This window comes from Streptomyces sp. NPDC057623 (assembly GCF_042800355.1).
Taxonomy (GTDB): domain Bacteria; phylum Actinomycetota; class Actinomycetes; order Streptomycetales; family Streptomycetaceae; genus Streptomyces.
Genome location: NZ_JBHVGZ010000002.1, coordinates 191,560 through 212,597 on the forward strand (window position 1 = coordinate 191,560; position 21,038 = coordinate 212,597).

The window sequence follows — 21,038 nt, forward strand, 5'->3', positions numbered from 1 at the left end:
CATCATGGGTGCGCGAAGCCCCCGCCGTCGTCATGAGCAGACCTTGCCGTCCTTCGGCACGCTCCCCTCCAACAGGTACGCGTTGACCGTGGAGTCGACGCAGGCACTTCCCTTGCCGTACGCGCCGTGGCCCTCGCCCTTCCACGTGAGCATCACGCCGACGTCCTTGCCCAGTTCGTTCGCCATCTTCCGGGTGCCCTCGTACGGCGTCGCCGGGTCGCCGGTGTTGCCGACCACCAGGATCGGCGCCGCACCCGGCGCGCTCACCTCCGGGGTGTCGTACTGCCCGGCCACCGGCCATGCGTGACACCAGCCTCCGATGTCCCAGCCCAGCATCGGGCCGAACACGGGCGAGACCTTCTCGAACCGAGGCAGCAGCTTCTTCGTCTCTTCGACCGTCGGCCGCTGCTTGTCGTCCAGGCACGATATGACCCGTTGCGAGTGGGACCCCGTGCCGTAGCGGCCCGACGCGTCCCGATCGTTGTAGTTGTCGGAGAGCGCCAGGAGTTCCGTGCCGTCGCCTCGTTCGGCCGCCTCCAGTGCGCTGGTCAGCATCGGCCAGCTCGCCTTGCTGTACAGCGGCTGGATCAGGCCGGTGAGGGCGAGTGTCTCCGTGAGCTTCCGCTCGGACGACGTCGACAGCGGACTGGCATCGATCCGCTTCAGCAGGTTCACGATCTTCCGGGTGCCCTCTTCCGCGTCCTGGCCGGTGGAGCGGAGGTAGTTGTTCAGCGCGCGTTGGAAGCCCCTGGTCTGGTTCTCCGCGTGTCCCGCGGTGTCGGCGCTCGGGTCGGCGACCGCGTCCAGGATCAGGCGCCCGACGTTCTTCGGGAACAGGTGGGCGTAGACGCCGCCGAGTTCGGTGCCGTAGGAGATGCCGAAGTAGTGCGTCTTCGTGTCGCCGAGGACCTGGCGCATCAGATCCATGTCGCGGGCGGTGTCGGTGGTCGACACATGTGCCAACAGGGCGCCCTCGGACTTCTGGCAGCCCTCGCCGAAGGCGGCGGCGTCCCGGAAGTACGCCGTCTCCTCGGCCGGGGTGTCCGGCGTGATGTCCACGGATTCGGAGGCCTGGATCTCCTTGTCGCCGCGGCAGCGGACGCCCTCACTGGCGCCCACCCCGCGCGGGTCCCAGCTCACCAGGTCGTACCGCTCGCCCAGCTCGGACGTGTTGGTGGCGTACCACGGCAGCGTGGACGTCCCTGAGCTGCCGGGGCCGCCGAAGTTGAACAGGAGCGAGCCGATGCGGTCGTCGCCGGTGGCCTTGGCGCGGATCAACGCGAGGTCGATCGTGCGGCCTTCCGGCTTCGTCCAGTCCAGCGGCGCTTCAAGCGTCGCGCACTGCCACTCGTCGCCCGGCGCGGGGATGTCCCCGGTGGCCTTGCAGCGCCCCCAGTCGAGTTTCTGCGAGGTCAGTGACGACGGCAGTGGCGTCGCCGCACCGGCGGAGGCGGCCGGCGACCTCGCGCCGTCTGTCTCCCCCTCGGCATCCGCGCCGCCCGACGAGCCGCCGGTGCAGCCCGCCGCCAACAGGACAGCTGCCCCTGTCAGAGCCGTCCACCGTACGAGACGCGCCATGTCACTTCCCCCCTCGCAGGCCGTCCGCACCGTGCCGCGGATGGCGGTCAGGCCATAGTAGGCAGATCGCGAACAGCCCGTTGCGGCCTGTGGATAACTCTCTGACCTGCGGATACTTGCTTCTTTGGTGGTCTGCTTCGCGCAGTGGTCTCACGAGCAGACCGTGCCGGCCGCCGGCACCTTCCCGTCCAGCAGGTATCCGTTCACCGCGTCCTGCACGCACTGGTTCCCGCTGTTGTAGGCCCCGTGCCCCTGGCCCTTGTACGTCAGCTCGACACCCACCCCTTCGCCCAGTGCCTCCACCATCCGCCGCGCGCCCTCGTACGGTGTGGCCGGGTCGCCCGTGTTGCCCACGACGAGGATCGGCGCGGAGCCGGGCGCGCTGACGTCGGGATGGTCGGCGGCACCCGCCACGGGCCAGTCGGTGCAGCTGAGCATGGCCCAGGCGAAGGCGTCGCCGAACAGGGGCGAGGCGGATCGGAACTCGGGCAGCCTCTGTTCGACGAACTCCGGGGTGTACCGGGGTTTGTCGTCGGCGCAGTTGATCGAGATGTTGGCGGCGGTGATGTTGCTGTACTCGCCGTTCTCGCTTCGCCCGTTCAGTGAGTCGGACAGCAGCATCAGGATCCTGCCGTCACCGTCGTACGCCTGCTCCAGACCCTCGGTGAGGTACTGCCAGAGGTCCTGCGAGTACAAAGCCTGCGCGATGCCGTTGGTCGCGGCGCTCTGCGTCAGCTCGCGCGGGAAGACGCCCTGGATCGGCTTGCTGTCGAGGTCCTTCAACAGCTTCGCCATACGGTCCTTGACGTCCTGGGCGGTGTCGCCGATCGGGCAGTCCTCGGTCTGGGACGTGCAGTCCTCGGCGAAGTTGTCGAGCGCGAGCTGAAAGCCCTTGACCTGCCCGAGCGAGCCATGCTCGGAGTTCTGCGTGGGGTCGACCACCGCGTCGAAGACCGCGCGGCCCACGTTCTTGGGGAACAGGTGGGCGTAGACGCCGCCGAGTTCGGTGCCGTAGGAGATGCCGAAGTAGTGCAGTTTGTCGTCGCCGAGGACTTGGCGCATCAGATCCATGTCACGGGCCGCGTCGGTGGTGCGCACATGCGGCAGCATCCCTTCGGAGTTCTCCTCGCACGCCTCGTTGAACTCCTTGGTGTTGTCCAGCAGTTCGGTCCGCTCGGTGGCGTCGTCCGGCGTGGTGTCCTGCTGGAAGTAGACGTCGAGCTGCTGGTCGTTCTCGCACAGCACGGGAGCGCTGCGGCCGACCCCGCGCGGGTCGAAGCTCACCAGGTCGTAGCGGGTGCGCAGCTTCTCGTACCCGTCGCCGAAGGAGGGCAGAGTAGTGACGCCAGAGGCGCCGGGCCCGCCGAAGTTGAAGATCAGCGAGCCGATCCGCCGGTTCTCGCCGCTACTGCTCCTCGCCCGGATCAGCTCGATGTCGATCGTGTCACCCTTGGGGTCGTCCCAGTCGCGGGGCGCCTTCATCGTGGCGCACTGCCATGACCCGCCGTCCGGCAGCGGCGACGGGCTGCCCGCGCCGCCCTGTGCCTGGGAGGGTGCGGGGCAGTCCCTCCAGCTCAGCTCCTGGGCCGTCAGGTCCTTGTCTTCGGAGCCGCCGTCACCGCATCCCGCCAGCAAGGAGGACAGCAGCAGGGCAGCGGCGGTCAGGGCAGCAGCGCGCATCCGGGGCGGGTTCGGCATGATCCCATCCTGCGGTCGTACGTGGTGGGGCGCTCGGGGCGCGAGCCGTACGAGGTACGGCGGCGCCTCACCTGTTCTGTGCCCTTACAACGTACGACGCCGTACTCGGCGCACCACCGGCGAGCGCTCGCCGCCCGTCGTCGGACGAGCCCTCACGGTCCCGCGTACTCCGCCCGCCTCGCGCTACAGCGCACCCTTGCGGGTCAGGTGGTTGAAGGCCAGCCAGCCCGGCAGCACGGGCAGCCACAGCGTCAGCATCCGGAACAGCAGCACCGAGGGTGCGGCGACCTCGCTGGGCAGACCCACGGCGATCAGACCGACGGTCAGGGTCACGTCCACGGCGCCCACGCCGCCCGGCGTCGGGGCCGCGGAGCCGAGCGCGTTGCCCGCGAGGAAGACGACGGCCACACTGGCGATGCTGAGCGAGGTCCCCTCGCTGCCGAACGCCCGGATCGACGCGTCCAGGCACATCACGAAGCAGGCGGTCAGCAGGAGCATGCCGCCGATCCCCGTGACCAGCTTCTGCGGCCGCTGCAGCACGTCGAGCATGCGCGGTACGACACCCGCGAACAGCGACCTCACGCGGGTGACGACGAATTTCCGCAGGAACGGCACCGAGGTCACCACGAGCACGAGGACCGCCACCGTCAACAGACCCGCGATGACGGTCCGGGACGGCGAGAGCGACGGCGTCTTCTCGGTGCCGGTGAGATAGCCGAAGGCCAGCAGCATGAGGATGTGGCAGCCCAGACCGAACAGCTGCGACGCGCCGACGCTCGCCACCGCGAGCCCCGGCCGCACGCCCGCGCGCTGCAGGAAGCGCGTGTTGAGTGCGACGCCACCGACCGCGGCGGGCGCGACGATCTTCACGAACGACCCCGCGACCTGTGCCGCGACGGTCCGCCGGAACGGCACCCGCTCGGGCACGAACCCCAGCAGCGCCATCGCCGCGGCGAAGTAGCTGGCAGCGGAGAACAGTACGGCCGCGGCCACCCAGCCCCACTGGGCGTTGGCGATGAGCGGGCCGAACTCGATGTGCGTGAGCTGCGTCAGCAGGAAGTAGGCGGCGATGGCACCCGCGATGAAACTGATCAGCGTGCGTGGGCGCACCCGTTCCAGCCGGGCCGGCTCGACCGGCGCCTGGGGCCTGATCAGCAGCACCTCGTGGCGGATCTGCGAGAGCAGATCCTCCTCGCGTGCCTCGTCCAGGGCCTCGTCGATGGCTCGCTTCTCCGCCCGCGCCTGCGCCCGAACGGTCTTCCTGTCCGGCCTGTCCGGCCTGTCCGGCTTGTCCAGTACCGGCCCGGCGTCGCTCGGGGCCTCTTCGCTGCGGGCGTGTTTCGCGTGCTTGGACGCCTCCAGCACCGCCTCACGCTCGCGCTGGGCCCGCTCTCTGGCGAGTCTGCGCAGCGTCGCGCGCGTGGAGCGGCTCAGGGCGATGGGCTGGAGCATCGGCAGGCAGTCGGCCACCGCGTCGGGGCCGAGCACACTCACCGCCGAGGCCACCGCGCGTTCGGCGCCCACACGCAGGCCCAGGGTCACCAGCAGCTGGGAGATGTCCATGCGCAACAGCAGATTGTTCGCCGCGATCTCGCCGATGCGCAGGTCGGTGATAATCACCTTGCCGGAACGATCCACCAGAATGGCGTCACCCACCAGCCTGCGGTGCGCGATGCGCCTGGACTGCAGCGCCTTGACCTGGAGCCAGGTGTCACGCAGCAGTTCGTCGGTGATCTCCTCGTCCGCCAGCGAGTCCAGAGTGTGGCCGCCGGTGTGCTCGTAGACCAGCATCACGGCGTCCGGGCCGAGCTCGGAGGTGGCGATCAGCTTGGGCGCGTTGGCGCCGGCCGCGATGGCCGCGTAGGCGAGCAGCGCCTCCTGCTCCAGCGCCTGGCGCAGCGACTGGAGGCTGCTTCGGGTGGCGAACCCGCGCAGCGTCAGATTGCGCCACGCGCGATAGAAGAAGCCCTGCGCCTGCTGCTCCCGGTCGACCACCGTCACGTCGAGCGGCGGACCGTCCTCCAGGGTGACGAAATAGCGTCGGCCGCGGTCGCCGGTCTCCTGTGTGTCGGAGATCTCCTCGCGGGCCGCGCTCACCGGGCGGAAGCCGACGTGCCGCAGGCCCGCCATCAGGGTCCGTCCGGTGGGACGGACATTGGGCGAGCCGACCGCGTACAGCGTGCCGTAGGCGACGGTCCAGCCGATCAGCAACGTCAGGATGATCGAGAACGGCGTGGTGTAGCCGGTGACCAGCATGGAGAAGGCGTACAGGACCAGGACCGCCCACAGGACCGCACGCCAGCGGGGTCTGCGGGACATGCCCACGGCCGTCATGTAGGCGATGACCGGGGCGAGATACCCGTGCACCGGGTCGGTGAGGGAGCCGACATCGCCGGGGGAGGGCTGGGTGAGGGCGTCCCGGATGGACTCCGGGGCGGCCCGCGCGACCCACAGGTCGGTGGCGAGAGTCACCCCGTGCGCGAGGACGGCCGCGAGAACGCCGTCGGCGATCCGTAGCCCGTCCCGCTTGATGAGCCGCTCGATCGCGAAGGCCACGGGCACCAGAAGGATGGCGATGCTGGACACGAGCCCGGCCATCTTGCTGAACACGTCGGGCGCCTGGCCGGTGCCCTTGTTGATGTCCTGTTCGAGGCCCGAGGTGGTGCCGTGCGCGAACGCGGCGATCGCGAGCAGCAGCACGATGCCCAGCACGCCCACGAGGAGCCGCATCAGGTCGGAGGGCCGGTGCACGCGCGCGGGGAGGAGCGGTTCGTCGCCCTCGACCTCGTCGACGTGCGCCTCGTCCGGGTCGTACGCGGCCTGCTGCCCCTCGTCGGCGTTCGCGGTGTCCGGGCGCGACGAAGCCTCAGAGGTGCTCTCCGTGTCCTCCGGGTGCGCACCCTGCTGCTTCATCGTCTCTTCTTGATCTCGTATCACCAGTCACCGCCCGCACGATGGTGGCATGCCCCACCGACACACGGGGGCATCAGGGTGCAAATGCGGGGGCGCACAGTCTGCCCGAAGCTCCGCCGCAGGGCGAGGCATACGCACAGTGACCAGCGCGTCACATTGTCGGTGGGGTGGGGCAGGATGGACCGGATGAGCGAGGAGAGCCTTCCGGACGACACCCGCGCGGAGTACGACGACGCCCACCCGGAGCACGCGGGGCACCCGGAGCACCCGGAGCGCGCGGACGCGCTGCCCGAGTACGCCGAGCGCGTCCTGGAGGTAGCCGAACTGATTCCGCCGGGGCGCGTCATGACGTACGGGGACGTCGCGGAGTGGCTGGAGGAGGGTGGGCCCCGCCAGGTCGGCCGGGTGATGGCCCTCTACGGGGGCGCCGTTCCGTGGTGGCGGGTGGTCCGCGCGGACGGGGTGCTGCTGCCCGGCCACGAGCTGAGGGCGCTGGAGCACTACCGCGTGGAGGGCACGCCCCTGAAGGAGGCGAGCAAGGCCGCCGAGGGCCACCTGTCGCGCCTCGACATGAGACGGGCGCGATGGGACGGCGGCGAACGCGCACAGGGTCACACCTGACAGCTTCCGCCATCCGACGGCCCGCTGTGTGACCTGTGATCCGTACGGGGGAAAGGGGGCACGTCCGTGACATGACGTACGTTCGAGAGTCGAGGGACGCACGTGCCACAAGTGAACTGAGGGATGAATCGGAAGCCCTGCTTCCGCACCAGCCCTCGGCGTAGCGTCGGCTGCGCGCGTCACCCTCACCCCGCGGCCACCGCCCTCCACTCGCGAGGGGCGGCCCAGCCGCCACCCGACCACCGCCCCTCAGCGACGGCGCTCCGTGCCGACGATGACAACTTGCACACCCACCAGGACCGGCGAACCACGTGAGCTCCTCTTCCTTCACCAGGCGCCTGTCGCACCCCCAGGTGCGACAGGGGACCCGTGGCGCTTACCGGCTGGTGCGTACCCCTGTCGTCCAGGCGGCTCCCCCTCGTCTGGACGCCGCGCAACGCGCGGTGGTTGCCCACGCGACCGGCCCGCTGCTCGTTCTCGCAGGTCCGGGCACCGGGAAGACCACCACACTCGTCGAGTCCGTGGCGGCCCGCGTCGCCCGTGGCGGGGACCCCGCGCGCATCCTGGTGCTGACGTTCAGCCGCAAGGCGGCAGTGGAGCTGCGCGACCGCATGGCACTGCGCATGGGAGCGGCGCGCGCGCCCCGGGCGACCACGTTCCACTCCTTCTGCTACGCCCTGGTCCGCGCCCACCAGGACAGCGACCTGTTCGTCGAGCCGATGCGGCTGCTGTCCGGCCCCGAGCAGGACGTGACCGTGAGGGAGCTGCTCGCGGGCCAGCCGGACCTGGAGCGGCTCGGACTGGCGCACGTGCGCTGGCCGGACGAGCTGCGCGCCTGCCTGACCACCCGAGGCTTCGCCGACGAGGTCCGCGCGGTCCTCGCCCGCAGCCGTGAACTGGGTCTCGGTCCCGACGCCCTGGACGCCTTCGCGCGCCGCATCGGACGCCCGGACTGGCGCGCGGCGGCGTCCTTCCTCGCCGAGTACCTCGACGTGCTCGACATGCAGGGCGTGCTCGACTACGCCGAACTGGTCCACCGCGCGGTGCTCCTCGCCCGCCGCCCCGAGGCAGCCCGGCGACTCGCCGCGCAGTACGACGCCGTGTACGTCGACGAGTACCAGGACACCGATCCGGCCCAGGTACGGCTGCTGCACGCCCTCGCCGGCGGCGGCCGCACCCTCGTCGCCTTCGGCGACCCCGACCAGTCGATCTACGCGTTCCGGGGCGCCGACGTGAACGGCATCCTGGAGTTCCCGCACGCCTTCCCGCGCGCGGACGGCCGTCCCGCACCCGTCGAGGTCCTGCGCACCTCCCGCCGCTCCGGTGCCGCCCTGCTGTCCGCGACCCGGCTGCTGACCCAGCGCATGCCGCTCACCCGGCTCCCGGCCGGGAAGGTACGCGCCCACCGAGAGCTCGCCCCGGTCCGCGAGGGCGGCCGCGTCGAGGTCTTCACGTACCCGACACCCGGCACCGAGCTGGACAACATCGCCGACATCCTGCGCAGGGCGCACCTGGAGGACGGCGTGCCCTGGGGCGAGATGGCCGTCCTGGTACGCGCGGGGTCGCGCACGATCCCGACGGTGCGCCGGGCGCTCACCGCCGCCGGGGTGCCCTTGGACATCGACGGCGACGACCTGCCCCTGCGGCACGAGCCGGCCGTGGCACCGCTGCTGACGGCATTGCGGGCGGTGGCCACGGCGGAGGCGCAGCCCGCGCGGGGCGACGGTGGCATAAGTACCGGCGAAGGTGACGCACGTACCGGGAAGGCGACCGAAGCCGAAGCGGTGACCCGGCCCGCAGCCGAAGGGGCAACCCGGACGGAAGACGAGGGCGACGCCTCGGTCGGCCGGTCCGACCGCGGTGCCTGCTGGCTCGACACCGAGACGGCCCTCACCCTGCTCGCGTCCCCCCTCGCCGGCATGGACGCCGCCGACCTGCGCCGCCTCGGGCGCACCCTGCGCGACGAGGAGCGGGCGGCGGGCAACCCCTTGCCGCCGCCCTCGGACGAGCTGCTCGCGCGGGCGCTGGCCGAGCCGGAGCGGCTCGCGGTGCACGACCCCACGTACGCGCGTGGCGCCCAGCGCCTCGGCGCGCTCCTCCGTAAGGCCCGTGAGCGCCTCGCGGGCGGCGGTACGGCCGAGGAGGCGCTGTGGGACCTGTGGGAGGGCACACCGTGGCCCGCCCGCCTGGAACGGGCCGCCCGCCGCGGCGGCGCGGCGGGACGCAACGCAGACCGTGACCTCGACGCCGTATGCGCGCTGTTCGCGACAGCGGCCCGCGCGGAGGAACGCACCGGCGGCCGGGGCACCCTGAACTTCCTGGCGGAGATCGAGGCGGAGGACATCGCCGCCGACACCCTCACACGGCGTGCCGTACGTCCCGACGCCGTGCGCCTGATGACCGCGCATCGCTCCAAGGGGCTGGAGTGGCGCCTGGTCGTCGTTGCCGGCGTCCAGGAGGGTCTGTGGCCGGACCTGCGCCGACGCGGCTCCCTGCTGGAGGCCGACCGCATCGGCCGCGACGGACTCGCCGAACCGCTCACACCAGGAGCCCTGCTGGCGGAGGAGCGCCGCCTGTTCTACGTCGCCGCCACGCGCGCGCGTGAGCGCCTCGTCGTCACGGCCGTGAAGGCCCCGGCGGACGACGGCGACCAGCCCTCCCGCTTCCTGACCGAACTCGGCGTCGAACCCAGGGACGTGACGGGCCGCCCGCGCCGCCCGCTGTCCGTTGCCGCGTTGGTCGCCGAACTCCGGGCGACGACGGTCGACCCGCGCGCGTCGGACACCCTCCGGGAGGCCGCCGCCCGCCGACTGGCCCGGCTCGCCGCGCTCGCCGACGAGGACGGCCGCCCGCTGGTCCCCTCCGCGCACCCCTACCGCTGGTGGGGCATGTTCGAGCCGACCGAGTCCAAGGTGCCGCTGCGCGACCGCGACCAGCCCGTCGTGCTCTCCGGCAGCGCCCTCGACCAGCTCGCCAACACCTGCTCCCTCCAGTGGTTCCTGGGCCGTGAGGTGAAGGCCGACGCGCCCGCGACCGTCGCCCAGGGCTTCGGCAACGTGGTGCACGTCCTCGCCGACGAGGTCGCCTCCGGACACACCCCGGCCGACCTCGCCGTCCTCATGGAGCGCCTCGACTCCGTGTGGAACGCGCTGGCCTTCGACGCGCCGTGGAAGTCGGCGCAGGAGCAGGACAACGCGCGCGTGGCGCTCGAACGCTTCCTGAAGTGGCACGTGATGGACCGCGCGGGGCGCACACCGGTGGCCAGCGAGCACGACTTCGACGTCACCCTCGAAGCGGGCGACTTCGAGGTGCGCATCCGTGGCCAGCTGGACCGCGTCGAGGCCGATGGCGAGGGACGTGCCTACGTCGTCGACTTCAAAACCGGCAAGCAGGCACCGAGCGCGGCCGAGGTGGCCCGCCACCCGCAGCTCGCCGTCTATCAGCTCGCCGTCCACGAGGGCGCCGTCGACGAGGCCTTCGACGGTGTACGCCCCGAGCCGGGCGGCGCCGAACTCGTCCAGCTGCGCCAGGGTGCCGCCAAGCGGGACGGCGGCGAGACGCTGCCCAAGGTGCAGGGGCAGGCGCCGTTGGGCGGCGCCGAGGGGGAGTGGGTCGGCGACCTGCTCGCCACGGCCGCGGGCAAGGTCCTCGACGAACGGTTCACACCCACCGCGGGCCAGCACTGCACCCACTGCGCCTTCCGGGCTTCGTGCAGTGCGCGTCCCGAGGGACGGCAGGTGGTCGAGTAGACCGGGCCGGACGCGGTCGAGTGGGCCGACCGGCACATGGTCGAATGCGCCGACCGGCACGTGATCGAGCGACCGCAGCGGTCGACTGACGGGAGTGACCGATCGCACCACCCGTGCTGACCTGTGCTTCTTTCGGACCGGCGGGCGTACCGGCATCGACTGTCAGTGCCCGCCGCTAGCCTCTCTGAGGTGCCCGCCCGTATCACCGATCCCGACCAGCTCAAGGAGCTCCTCGGTATCCCGTTCACTCCGGAGCAGACGGCCTGCATCGTCGCGCCGCCCGCCCCGCAGGTGATCGTGGCCGGAGCCGGGTCGGGCAAGACGACGGTGATGGCGGCGCGCGTGGTGTGGCTGGTCGGCACCGGCCAGGTCGCCCCCGAACAGGTGCTCGGCCTGACCTTCACCAACAAGGCCGCCGCTGAACTCGCCGAGCGCGTCCGCAAGGCGCTCATCAGGGCCGGTGTCACCGACCCCGACGTCATCGACCCGGACAACCCACCGGGCGAGCCGGTGATCTCGACGTACCACGCCTTCGCGGGCCGCCTGCTGACCGACCACGGCCTGCGTATCGGCCTCGAACCGACGTCCCGCCTGCTCGCCGACGCCACCCGCTACCAGCTTGCCGCGCGCGTGCTGCGCGAAGCCCCGGGTCCGTACCCGGCCCTCACCCGGTCCTTCGCCGACCTGGTGAGCGACCTGCTCGCCCTCGACTCCGAACTCGCCGAGCACCTCGTCAGGCCCGAGTCCCTGCGCGCGTACGACGCCGAGCTGCTGCTCGGCCTCCAGGGCGCCAAGCTCACCAACGCCGATCTGCGCAAGGTCCCGGAGGCAGCCGCCGCGCGTCGGGAACTCGCCGACCTCGTGGTCCGCTACCGCGCCGCCAAGAGGGAGCGCGATCTGCTCGACTTCGGCGACCAGATCGCCCTGTCGGCGCGGCTCGCCGGCATGTCCGAAGTGGGCCGCATCCTGCGCGACGAGTTCCGCGTGGTCCTCCTGGACGAGTACCAGGACACGTCAGTCGCTCAACGCGTCCTTCTGGCGGGCTTGTTCGGGGGCGGCACCGGCCACCCGGTGACCGCCGTCGGCGACCCCTGCCAGGCGATCTACGGGTGGCGGGGCGCCTCCGTCGCCAACCTCGACGACTTCCCCGAGCACTTCGCGCACGGCGACGGCCGCTCCGCCACCCGCCAGGCGCTCAGCGAGAACCGCCGCAGCGGCGGCCGCCTCCTCGGCCTCGCCAACGGCCTCGCGGAGCCCCTGCGCGCCATGCACGCGGGTGTCGAGGCCCTCCGCCCGGCCCCGGGAGCCGAGCGCGACGGCACGGTCCGCTGCGCCCTCCTGCCCACCCATGCCGAGGAGATCGACTGGATCGCCGACTCCGTCGCGCATCTTGTCCGCACCGGCAAGGAGCCGGGCGAGATCGCCGTCCTGTGCCGTACGGCGACGGACTTCGCCGAGATCCAGGGCGCGCTCGTCGCCCGGGACGTCCCCGTCGAGGTGGTCGGCCTGTCCGGGCTCCTCCATCTGCCCGAGGTCGCCGACCTGGTGGCGGTGTGCGAGGTACTCCAGGACCCCGGTGCCAACGCCTCCTTGGTCCGCCTGCTCACCGGCCCGCGCTGGCGGATCGGGCCGCGCGACCTCGCCCTCCTGGGGCGCCGCGCACGGCGGCTGGTCTCCCACGCGCGCGTGGACGGCGACGACGACCCGGACCGGCGGCTCGCCGAGGCGGTCGAGGGGGTCGACCCCGCCGAGGTGATCTCGCTCGCGGACGCCCTGGACACGTTCCTGGAGGCGCCACTGGACGGCGACGGCGACGGGCTGCCCTTCTCGACGGACGCGCGCGTGCGGTTCGCGCGCCTGGCGACCGAACTGCGCGACCTGCGCCGCTCCCTCTCCGACCCGCTGATGGACGTCCTGCACCGCGTCCTCGCCGTCACCGGCCTGGAGGTGGAACTGTCGGCCTCCCCGCACGCGCTGGCCGCCCGCCGCCGCGAGACCCTGTCCAACTTCCTCGACATCGCCGCCTCGTTCGCGGCCGGTGACAACCAGGCGACCCTGCTCGCCTTCCTCGCCTTCCTGCGCACCGCCGCCCAGTACGAGAAGGGCCTCGACAACGCCCTCCCCGGCGGCGAGAACACCGTCAAGGTGCTCACCGCGCACAAGTCCAAGGGCCTGGAGTGGGACGTCGTCGCAGTCCCCGGCCTGGTCACCGGCACCTTCCCCAGCACCCAGGGCCGCGAGAAGTGGACCGCCCAGGGCAAGGTGCTGCCCCACGAACTGCGCGGCGACACCGACACGCTCCCCGATGTCGCCTCCTGGGACTCCCGGGGCCTGAAGGGCTTCCACGAGGCCATGAAGGAGCACCAGCACACCGAGGAACTCCGCCTCGGCTATGTGACCTTCACCCGCCCCCGCTCCCTGCTCCTCGGTTCCGGCCACTGGTGGGGCCCCAGCCAGAAGAAACCCCGAGGCCCCTCCGACTTCCTACAGGCCCTGTACGACCACTGCGCGGCGGGGCACGGCGAGATCGAGGCGTGGGCCGACGAGCCGGCCGAGGACGAGGAGAACCCGGCCCTGCACCGGGAGAACGCCGAACAGGTATGGCCCCTGCCCCTCGACGAGGCCGCACTGACCCGACGCCGGGCTGCCGCCGAGACGGTCCTGGCCCACCTGGAGAATTTCACCGCCCACGAGGACGACCACCCGGCCGCGACCCACGACCCGGACGCGTACGACGATCCGGACTGGCCTCCGCCACCGGACGACGAAGCCTTGGCCGACGAGTTCTCCGCAGAGTTCTCCGCGGAGGGCGATCCCTCCGCGGAAGGCGATTCGTATACGGAAGACGATTCCTTCGAGGGCGACCGCGCGTTCGAGGAGGACCCCGGCGACTGGGACTCCTGGACCTCCGACCGCCCGCACATCCCCCACCAGGCGACATCCCCGGACCCCCCCGCCGAACCCCCCGCTCGCGTCCACCCCACGGAACCGGAACCCCTCACCCCTGAGGAATCCCGCACCCTCGCCTCCTGGGACCGGGACCTCGACGCCCTCACCGGGGAGCTCCTGCGTGCCCGCGAGAGCGTCACGGACGTCCCTCTGCCCACGTCGCTGACCGCGTCCCAGCTGCTGCGGCTGGCCGCCGACCCGGACGGATTCGCGCAGGAACTCGCGCGCCCCATGCCGCGCCCCCCACAACCCGCCGCACGCCGAGGCACCCGATTCCACGCTTGGGTCGAAGCCCGCTTCGAAGAGCTGACGCTGCCCATGCTGGAGCCTGACGACCTGCCCGGCAGTGAGGCCGAGATCGCCGACGAGCGGGACCTGGAAGCGCTCAAGGACGCCTTCGAGCGCACCGAGTACGCGCGGCGCACGCCGTACCGGGTCGAGGCCCCGTTCCAGCTCACGATCGCCGGCCGCGTCGTACGGGGCCGTATCGACGCCGTCTACAAAGAGGGCGACGGCGACGGGGCGACGTACGAGATCGTCGACTGGAAGACCAACCGCGCCCGCACCGCCGACCCGCTCCAGCTCGCCCTGTACCGGCTCGCCTGGGCCGAGCAGCGGGGGGTTCCTCTGGAGTCGGTCAACGCCGTGTTCCTGTACGTCCGCAGCGGCGAGGTCGTACGCCCGGACGACCTGCCGGGCCGGGCCGCGCTGGAGCGGCTGCTGACCCAGGAGCCGGTCACGGAGGCGGACTGTGAGGAACCGCCCACTGAGGATGTCGGTGCGGGCCGATAGGCTCGTGACCATGAGCCAGACCCCGGACAGCGCCGTCCGTACGTACATCGAGCAGCACAGCGCCGCCTTCCTCGACGACCTCGCCGAGTGGCTGCGCATCCCGTCCGTGTCGGCCCAGCCCGACCACGCGCCCGATGTACGCCGCAGCGCCGACTGGCTCGCCGCCAAGCTCAGGGAGACCGGCTTTCCGACCACCGAGGTCTGGCCGACGCCGGGCGCGCCCGCCGTCTTCGCCGAGTGGCCCTGCGACGACCCCGAGGCACCCACGGTCCTCGTCTACGGCCACCATGACGTGCAGCCCGCCGCCCGCGAGGACGGCTGGGACAGCGAGCCCTTCGAGCCCGTCGTCCGCGAAGGGCGCCTCTACGCGCGTGGGGCGGCCGACGACAAGGGCCAGGTGTTCTTTCACACACTCGGTGTGCGCGCCCACCTCGCCACCACCGGCCGCACCACTCCGGCCGTCAACCTGAAGCTGCTGATCGAGGGCGAGGAGGAGTCCGGCTCCCCGCACTTCCGCGCCCTCGTCGAGGAGCACGCCGAGCGGCTCGCGGCCGACTCCGTGATCGTGTCCGACACCGGTATGTGGTCCGAGGACACCCCGACCGTGTGCACCGGCATGCGCGGCCTCGCCGAGTGCGAGATCCGGCTGTACGGCCCCGACCAGGACATCCACTCCGGTTCCTTCGGCGGCGCCGTACCCAACCCCGCGACCGCGGCCGCCCGCCTGGTCGCCGCCCTGCACGACGAGCACGCACGCGTGGCGATCCCCGGCTTCTACGACGGCATCGTCGAACTGACCGACCGCGAGCGCGAGCTCTTCGCCGAGCTGCCCTTCGACGAGCAGCGCTGGCTGCGCACCGCCAGGTCGTACGCCCCGCACGGCGAGGCCGGCCACACCACCCTGGAGCGCATCTGGGCCCGCCCCACCGCCGAGGTCAACGGCATCGGTGGCGGCTATCAGGGGCCCGGCAGCAAGACGATCATCCCGTCCTCCGCCATGGTGAAGCTCTCCTTCCGGCTGGTCGCGGGACAGGACCCCGACCACATCGAGAAGGCCGTCCGCGCCTGGGCCGACGCCCAGGTGCCCGCCGGGGTCCGCTGCGAGATCACGTTCACCGGGGCCACGCGCCCGTGCCTGACGCCGCTGGACCACCCGGCCCTGCAGTCCGTCGTCCGCGCCATGGGCCGTGCCTTCGAGGGCCCCGTACGCTTCACGCGCGAGGGCGGCTCCGGGCCCGCCGCCGACCTTCAGGACGTCCTCGGCGCACCGGTGCTCTTCCTGGGCATCTCCGTCCCCTCCGACGGCTGGCACGCCCCGAACGAGAAGGTCGAGCTCGGCCTGCTCCTCAAAGGTGTCGAGACCACCGCCTACCTGTGGGGCGACCTGGCCGCGAACTGGCGCCATGCGCCCTGACCCACCCGGGCCGTCCGGAGGGGCATCGCACGCGGGCCACACTGAGCAGGCAGCCCCGCACCACCGAGCCCAGCCGCACCCGGTCGTCTCCCTTTGCACGTCCCGCCGATCCGCCCGCCGAAGTACACCGTTCCACTGGGGGAGTTGGAAGCACCCGTGACCACCTCGACCGACCACACCGCCGACCGACCCATTTCTCTCACCGCCCCGAGCGGCATCGACCGCGCCGCCCACCACCGGCTCGACGAGGCCTGGCTCGCGGCGGCATGGAGCCACCCCACGACCCGCTGCTTCGTGGTCTCCGGCGGCCAGGTCCTCATCGACGAGACGGCGGACGGGCGCACCGAACTCGTCATGACCCCCTCCTTCGAGGCGCCCCTCACCGAGGCGCACCGCTACTTCCTCGGCATCGACGAGGACGGCGTCAGCTACTTCGCCCTCCAGAAGGACGCGCTGCCCGGCCGCATCGACCAGTCCGCGCGCCCGGCCGGCCTGCGCGAGGCGGGCCTGCTGCTGTCACCGCGTGACGCCGGCCTGATGGTGCACGCCGTCGGGCTGGAGAACTGGCAGCGCACCCACCGCTTCTGCTCCCGCTGCGGTGAGCGCACCGTGATCGCGGCGGCCGGTCACATCCGCCGCTGCCCCGCCTGCGGCGCCGAGCACTATCCGCGTACCGATCCCGCGGTGATCATGGCCGTGACCGACGAGGACGACCGCATCCTCCTCGGCCGGCAGGTGCACTGGCCCGAGGGCCGCTTCTCGACGCTCGCCGGTTTCGTCGAGCCCGGCGAGTCCATCGAGCACGCGGTGCGTCGTGAGGTCTTCGAGGAGGCCGGTGTCACCGTCGGCCAGGTCGAGTACGTCGCCAGCCAGCCGTGGCCCTTCCCGTCCAGCCTCATGCTGGGCTTCATGGCCAGCGCCACCTCCACCGAGATCCAGGTCGACGGCGACGAGATCCATGAGGCCCGCTGGTTCTCCCGTGAGGAACTGCGCGCCGCCTTCGACTCCGGCGAGGTCATGCCGCCCTACGGCATCTCGATCGCGGCCCGCCTGATCGAGCTCTGGTACGGCAAGCCGTTGCCGACGCGCAGCGTCTAGGCGCCGAAAAGGAAAGGGTGGCCGTCCCGGCTCGGGACGGCCACCCTTTCCTTTCCGGCGTCGATCACACGCTGATCTTCTGCTTCACCTGAGCCAGCGACGGGTTGGTCAGCGTCGAACCGTCCGCGAAAAGCACGGTCGGGACCGTCTGATTTCCGCCATTCGCCTTCTCGACGAACGCCGCGGACGCGGGGTCCTGCTCGATGTTGATCTCGGTGTACGCGATGCCCTCGCGCTCCAGCTGCTTCTTCAGTCGCTGGCAGTAGCCGCACCACGTGGTGCTGTACATCGTCACAGTGCCCTGCATGTCTCGCGCGCTCCTTGAGTGGCTCGGGGGAACAGGTCGTCCAGAGAGGGAACGTACGCGACCGGGGCGCCATTCCCGCCCGGGGTATGCCCGGCCACGTGACGCCTGCCGCATTGATACGACTATCGGTGCCTGCCTGTGGACAACCGACACAGCAGCCTCCGGCGACCTGGCAGCATGGCCGTGTGACAGCAGCAACGCACTCCACCCTCTTCCCGCAGGTACCGGACTCTGCCGACGCGGTGCTCGAAGGGCTCGACCCCGAGCAGCGCGAGGTGGCGACGGCCCTCCAGGGTCCGGTGTGCGTGCTCGCGGGCGCCGGTACGGGCAAGACCCGGGCGATCACCCACCGCATCGCCTACGGGGTGCGTGCCGGCATCCTCCAGCCCTCCAGCGTGCTCGCCGTCACCTTCACCGCCCGCGCCGCCGGAGAGATGCGCGGGCGACTGCGCCAGCTCGGCGCCGCCGGGGTCCAGGCCCGCACTTTCCACTCGGCCGCCCTGCGTCAGCTCCAGTACTTCTGGCCGAAAGCTGTCGGTGGCTCCATGCCCCGGCTCGTCGACCGCAAGATCCAGCTCGTCGCCGACGCGGCCGCCGCCTGCCGCATCCGCCTCGACCGCAACGAGCTGCGGGACGTCACCGCCGAGATCGAGTGGTCCAAGGTCACCCAGACCGTCCCCGCCGACTATCCGCCCGCCGTCGCCAAGGCGGGCCGCGACGCCCCCCGGGACCCGGCCGAGATCGCCCAGATCTACAACGTCTACGAAGACCTCAAGCGGGACCGCTCGGTCATCGACTTCGAGGACGTCCTGCTGCTTACCGTCGGCATCCTCCAGGACCGCCACGACATCGCCGACCAGGTCCGCTCGCAGTACCAGCACTTCGTGGTCGACGAGTACCAGGACGTCAGCCCGCTCCAGCAGCGCCTGCTGGAGCTGTGGCTGGGCGACCGGGACAACCTGTGCGTGGTCGGCGACGCCAGCCAGACGATCTACTCGTTCACAGGAGCAACTCCCGACCATCTGCTCGACTTCCGTACCCGCCACCCCGGTGCCACCGTCGTCAAGCTGGTCCGCGACTACCGCTCGACGCCCCAGGTCGTCCACCTCGCCAACGGCCTGCTCGCCCAGGCCCGGGGCCGCGCCGCCGACCACCGCCTGGAGCTGGTCTCCCAGCGTGGCCCGGGCCCCGAACCCGTCTACTGCGATTACACCGACGAGCCCGCCGAGGCCGAAGGCGCCGCCCGCCGTATCCGGGAACTCATGGACTCCGGCGTCCCGGCCGCCGAGATCGCCATCCTGTTCCGTACCAACGCCCAGTCCGAGACCTACGAGCAGGCCCTCGCCGACGCGGGCGTCCCGTATCAGCTGCGGGGGGCCGAGCGGTTCTTCGATCGTCCCGAGGTGCGCAAGGCGGGCGTCGCCCTGCGGGGCGCGGCCCGCTTCGGCGGCAACGACTCGCTCCTCGACGACGCCGTCGACCTGCCCTCGCAGGTGCGGGCCGTGCTGTCGGGGGAGGGCTGGACGACCCAGCCCCCGGCGGGCTCCGGGGCCGTCAGAGAACGCTGGGAGTCACTGGCCGCGCTGGTGAACCTCGCCCAGGACTTCGCCGCCGCCAAGCCCGGCGCCACTCTCGCCGACCTCGTCGCGGAGCTCGACGAGCGGGCGAACGCCCAGCACGCCCCGACCGTCCAGGGCGTCACCCTCGCCTCCCTGCACTCGGCCAAGGGCCTGGAGTGGGACGTCGTCTTTCTGGTCGGGGTGGCCGAGGGCATGATGCCGATCACCTACGCAAAGACCGACGAGCAGATCGAGGAGGAGCGCCGTCTGCTCTACGTCGGCGTCACCCGCGCCAGACAGCACCTCTATGTCAGCTGGGCGCTCACCCGTGCGCCGGGCGGGCGCCCGAACCGCCGCCCCAGCCGCTTCCTCGACGGGCTGCGCCCCGGCTCGACCGGCACCGCCGGACGCAGCGCCGCCGGGGGTGCCGGAGGAGTCGTGCGCGGGTTCACCAGCAGACCGGATGCCGCCCCGAGACGCGCCCAGCGCACCCCGGCCCGCTGCCGTGTCTGCGGGCGCACCCTCACCGACGCCGGTGAGATGAAGCTGATGCGCTGCGAGGGCTGTCCCTCCGACATGGACGAGGGCCTCTACGAACGGCTCCGTCAGTGGCGTGGCGTCCAGGCGCGCCTCAGCGGGCAGCCGGACTTCTGCGTCTTCACGGACAGGACCCTGATGGCGATCGCCGAGGCGGAGCCGGTCAGTCCGGTTGAACTGTCCCGCATCCCCGGCGTCCTCAAGCGGAAGCTCGACCGCTACGGCTCCGATGTGTTGGCCATCTGCGCAGGCCAGGAGGTTGAGGAGGCCGCCGACGGGGAATGACACGAACTCGTCGAAAAAAATAGTTTGCGCATGCCCCAGCAATCCCCATAGGTTCTTAGCCACGGGAACGGAGGCCTTCTCGGAGGCCCCAATTCCGTGTTCTACTTGCATACCCGTCGGACTGGTTCACCCCAGTCCCCCGAGACGCCGAGAGGAGGCGAGTCCAGTGATCAGCATCAACACCAGCTCCATCAGCATCGTGAAAATGACCGATCGCTCGGTCGTCGCCTCCCTGTGCATGCTCGGCGCCTCGAACAAGGGCACCGGTCTGTCCGGCATCCGTGCCGACCGCCCGGCGTCCGTCCTGTCTCTCGCGGGTCTTCCCGTCCGTGAGGGCAATGAGCGACCGACCAAGGCACTGGAAGCGGCAGTAGGGGCAAAGGCGCGTGCCTATGCCTTTACGGCGACCGGTGCCGGATTCCGGAAGCAGACGACGCAGCACCACCAGATGTGGGCCTTCCGTGGGCCAGAACCCTGGAGTGATCCAGCCTGATCGCCGATCAGGCCGGCGCCTTCAGGGCCGCGGAACCCCATCCGGGATCCGCGGCCCTTCTGTTTGTCCTCCAACGGGGATGACGGAGCGAAGGGGCCTCGGGACAAGAAAAGACCCGGTACCAGCCGCCACCCGGTCCAACAGGACCGGAACGACCAGACGAGGAAGACGAACCGTGCAACTCGAAGCGCACGCCCCGTCCGTACCGCCCGCAGACGTGATCCCCAAGCCCGGCCTCACGGAGGACCCCACCTTGATCCCGCTCACTGCGCTCACCGCGCTCGACGACGCCATCGAGAACCTCGGCGTACCCGTCCCCTGCCGTTCCTACGACCCGGAGGTCTTCTTCGCCGAGTCGCCGGCGGACGTCGAGTACGCCAAGTCCCTCTGCCGCACCTGCCCGCTGATGGAGGCCTGCCTCGCCGGTGCCAAGGAGCGGCGTGAGCCCTGGGGCGTCTGGGGTGGCGAGCTGTTCGTCCAGGGTGTCGTCGTCGCCCGGAAGCGGCCGCGTGGTCGCCCGCGCAAGAACCCGGTCACGGCATGAACACCGCAGGAACGATCGACCGTCCCTTCACGCACGACCCTCAGAAGCAGGCCCCGATGAAGCCGTCCACCCGCGAACTCGCAGGCTCCGCGCCTGAAGACTTCACCACCAGTGGCGCGAACGACCCGCGTCAGAACAGGAACCGAGAGATGCAACTCATCCAAGAAGCCCTGGCACGTGCGCATATGCACGAGCGACAGCATGAGGCCGAGCGGGAACGCCGGGCGTTGCGCCTGGCGACCGCTCGCCGCATGCAGCGCAGGGCCGAGCGCGCCTCGCTGCGCGCCCGCCGTGCGCTCGCCATGGCGGTCATGCAGTAACCGATCACACCGTCAGACGGTGGCCTCCCGACCCGGGAGGCGGTAGCTCCCCGGGGGGGGGGGGGGTGCCCGAACCGAACCCCCCCGTCTTTTTTTTCCCCCCCCCCCCCCCGAGGGGGGGGGTCTTCTCCCCAGCAAAGGCCCTTTTTGTGCGAGCGCAACACCGGCCCCCCCCCCCCAA

General features: G+C 71.4%; 13 protein-coding genes. 9 read left to right on the forward strand and 4 right to left on the reverse strand.

Features of this window, described 5'->3' with window-relative positions; translation table 11 throughout:
• Positions 1-30: 30 nt before the first annotated feature.
• The 3 genes from ACFU95_RS03045 to ACFU95_RS03055 form a co-directional block, all read right to left on the reverse strand.
• Positions 31-1,578 carry an alpha/beta hydrolase gene (locus ACFU95_RS03045; protein WP_383820857.1) on the reverse strand — a complete coding sequence of 516 codons (1,548 nt, stop codon included), beginning with the start codon at positions 1,576-1,578 and terminating at the stop codon, positions 31-33.
• Positions 1,579-1,728: 150 nt separating this feature from the next.
• On the reverse strand, positions 1,729-3,276 hold the full coding sequence (locus ACFU95_RS03050) for an alpha/beta hydrolase (RefSeq protein ID WP_383820859.1): 1,548 nt from the start codon (positions 3,274-3,276) through the stop codon (positions 1,729-1,731).
• Between the two features lie 183 nt (positions 3,277-3,459).
• Positions 3,460-6,189, reverse strand: a complete 2,730-nt coding sequence (locus tag ACFU95_RS03055) for a YbhN family protein (protein WP_383820862.1) — start codon at positions 6,187-6,189, stop codon at positions 3,460-3,462.
• A gap of 186 nt (positions 6,190-6,375) precedes the next feature.
• Here ACFU95_RS03055 and ACFU95_RS03060 point away from each other — a divergent pair, with 186 nt between their 5' ends.
• The 5 genes from ACFU95_RS03060 (at position 6,376) to nudC (ending at position 16,812) form a co-directional block, all read left to right on the forward strand.
• Positions 6,376-6,810 (forward strand): MGMT family protein, encoded by a 435-nt coding sequence (locus ACFU95_RS03060; protein ID WP_383820864.1) that lies wholly within the window; start codon positions 6,376-6,378, stop codon positions 6,808-6,810.
• Between the two features lie 311 nt (positions 6,811-7,121).
• Complete coding sequence (locus ACFU95_RS03065; RefSeq protein ID WP_383820866.1) at positions 7,122-10,559, forward strand: ATP-dependent helicase; 3,438 nt, start codon at positions 7,122-7,124, stop codon at positions 10,557-10,559.
• A 189-nt stretch (positions 10,560-10,748) separates the two neighbouring features.
• Complete coding sequence (locus ACFU95_RS03070) at positions 10,749-14,300, forward strand: UvrD-helicase domain-containing protein (protein WP_383820869.1); 3,552 nt, start codon at positions 10,749-10,751, stop codon at positions 14,298-14,300.
• A gap of 10 nt (positions 14,301-14,310) precedes the next feature.
• Positions 14,311-15,714, forward strand: a complete 1,404-nt coding sequence (locus ACFU95_RS03075) for a dipeptidase (protein WP_383820871.1) — start codon at positions 14,311-14,313, stop codon at positions 15,712-15,714.
• Between the two features lie 156 nt (positions 15,715-15,870).
• The gene (gene nudC, locus ACFU95_RS03080; RefSeq protein WP_383820874.1) at positions 15,871-16,812 is read left to right on the forward strand and encodes an NAD(+) diphosphatase; all 942 of its coding nucleotides are present in this window, start codon (positions 15,871-15,873) and stop codon (positions 16,810-16,812) included.
• A gap of 64 nt (positions 16,813-16,876) precedes the next feature.
• On the opposite strand, the gene ACFU95_RS03085 is transcribed toward nudC, so the two are convergent.
• Positions 16,877-17,119 carry a mycoredoxin gene (locus ACFU95_RS03085; protein ID WP_383820877.1) on the reverse strand — a complete coding sequence of 81 codons (243 nt, stop codon included), beginning with the start codon at positions 17,117-17,119 and terminating at the stop codon, positions 16,877-16,879.
• A gap of 185 nt (positions 17,120-17,304) precedes the next feature.
• Here ACFU95_RS03085 and ACFU95_RS03090 point away from each other — a divergent pair, with 185 nt between their 5' ends.
• The 4 genes from ACFU95_RS03090 (at position 17,305) to ACFU95_RS03105 (ending at position 20,857) form a co-directional block, all read left to right on the forward strand.
• A complete protein-coding gene (locus tag ACFU95_RS03090; protein WP_383820879.1) occupies positions 17,305-19,500 on the forward strand; it encodes an ATP-dependent DNA helicase UvrD2 in 2,196 nt (731 codons plus the stop codon).
• A gap of 166 nt (positions 19,501-19,666) precedes the next feature.
• On the forward strand, positions 19,667-19,993 hold the full coding sequence (locus ACFU95_RS03095; RefSeq protein WP_383820882.1) for a hypothetical protein: 327 nt from the start codon (positions 19,667-19,669) through the stop codon (positions 19,991-19,993).
• A gap of 175 nt (positions 19,994-20,168) precedes the next feature.
• Positions 20,169-20,537, forward strand: a complete 369-nt coding sequence (locus tag ACFU95_RS03100) for a WhiB family transcriptional regulator (protein WP_030052471.1) — start codon at positions 20,169-20,171, stop codon at positions 20,535-20,537.
• Positions 20,534-20,857, forward strand: coding sequence for a hypothetical protein (locus ACFU95_RS03105; protein ID WP_383820884.1), 324 nt, complete (start codon positions 20,534-20,536; stop codon positions 20,855-20,857). The genes ACFU95_RS03100 and ACFU95_RS03105 overlap by 4 nt, the downstream gene beginning before the upstream one ends.
• Positions 20,858-21,038 lie beyond the last annotated feature (181 nt).

Excerpts from the sequence above, each read along its gene's own strand:
- ACFU95_RS03045 (WP_383820857.1), bottom strand. The coding sequence starts at position 1,578 with ATGGCGCGTCTCGTACGGTGGACGGCTCTGACAGGGGCAGCTGTCCTG.
- ACFU95_RS03050 (WP_383820859.1), bottom strand. The coding sequence starts at position 3,276 with ATGCCGAACCCGCCCCGGATGCGCGCTGCTGCCCTGACCGCCGCTGCC.
- ACFU95_RS03055 (WP_383820862.1), bottom strand. The coding sequence starts at position 6,189 with ATGAAGCAGCAGGGTGCGCACCCGGAGGACACGGAGAGCACCTCTGAG.
- ACFU95_RS03060 (WP_383820864.1), top strand. The coding sequence starts at position 6,376 with ATGAGCGAGGAGAGCCTTCCGGACGACACCCGCGCGGAGTACGACGAC.
- ACFU95_RS03075 (WP_383820871.1), top strand. The coding sequence starts at position 14,311 with ATGAGCCAGACCCCGGACAGCGCCGTCCGTACGTACATCGAGCAGCAC.
- ACFU95_RS03085 (WP_383820877.1), bottom strand. The coding sequence starts at position 17,119 with ATGCAGGGCACTGTGACGATGTACAGCACCACGTGGTGCGGCTACTGC.
- ACFU95_RS03105 (WP_383820884.1), top strand. The coding sequence starts at position 20,534 with ATGAACACCGCAGGAACGATCGACCGTCCCTTCACGCACGACCCTCAG.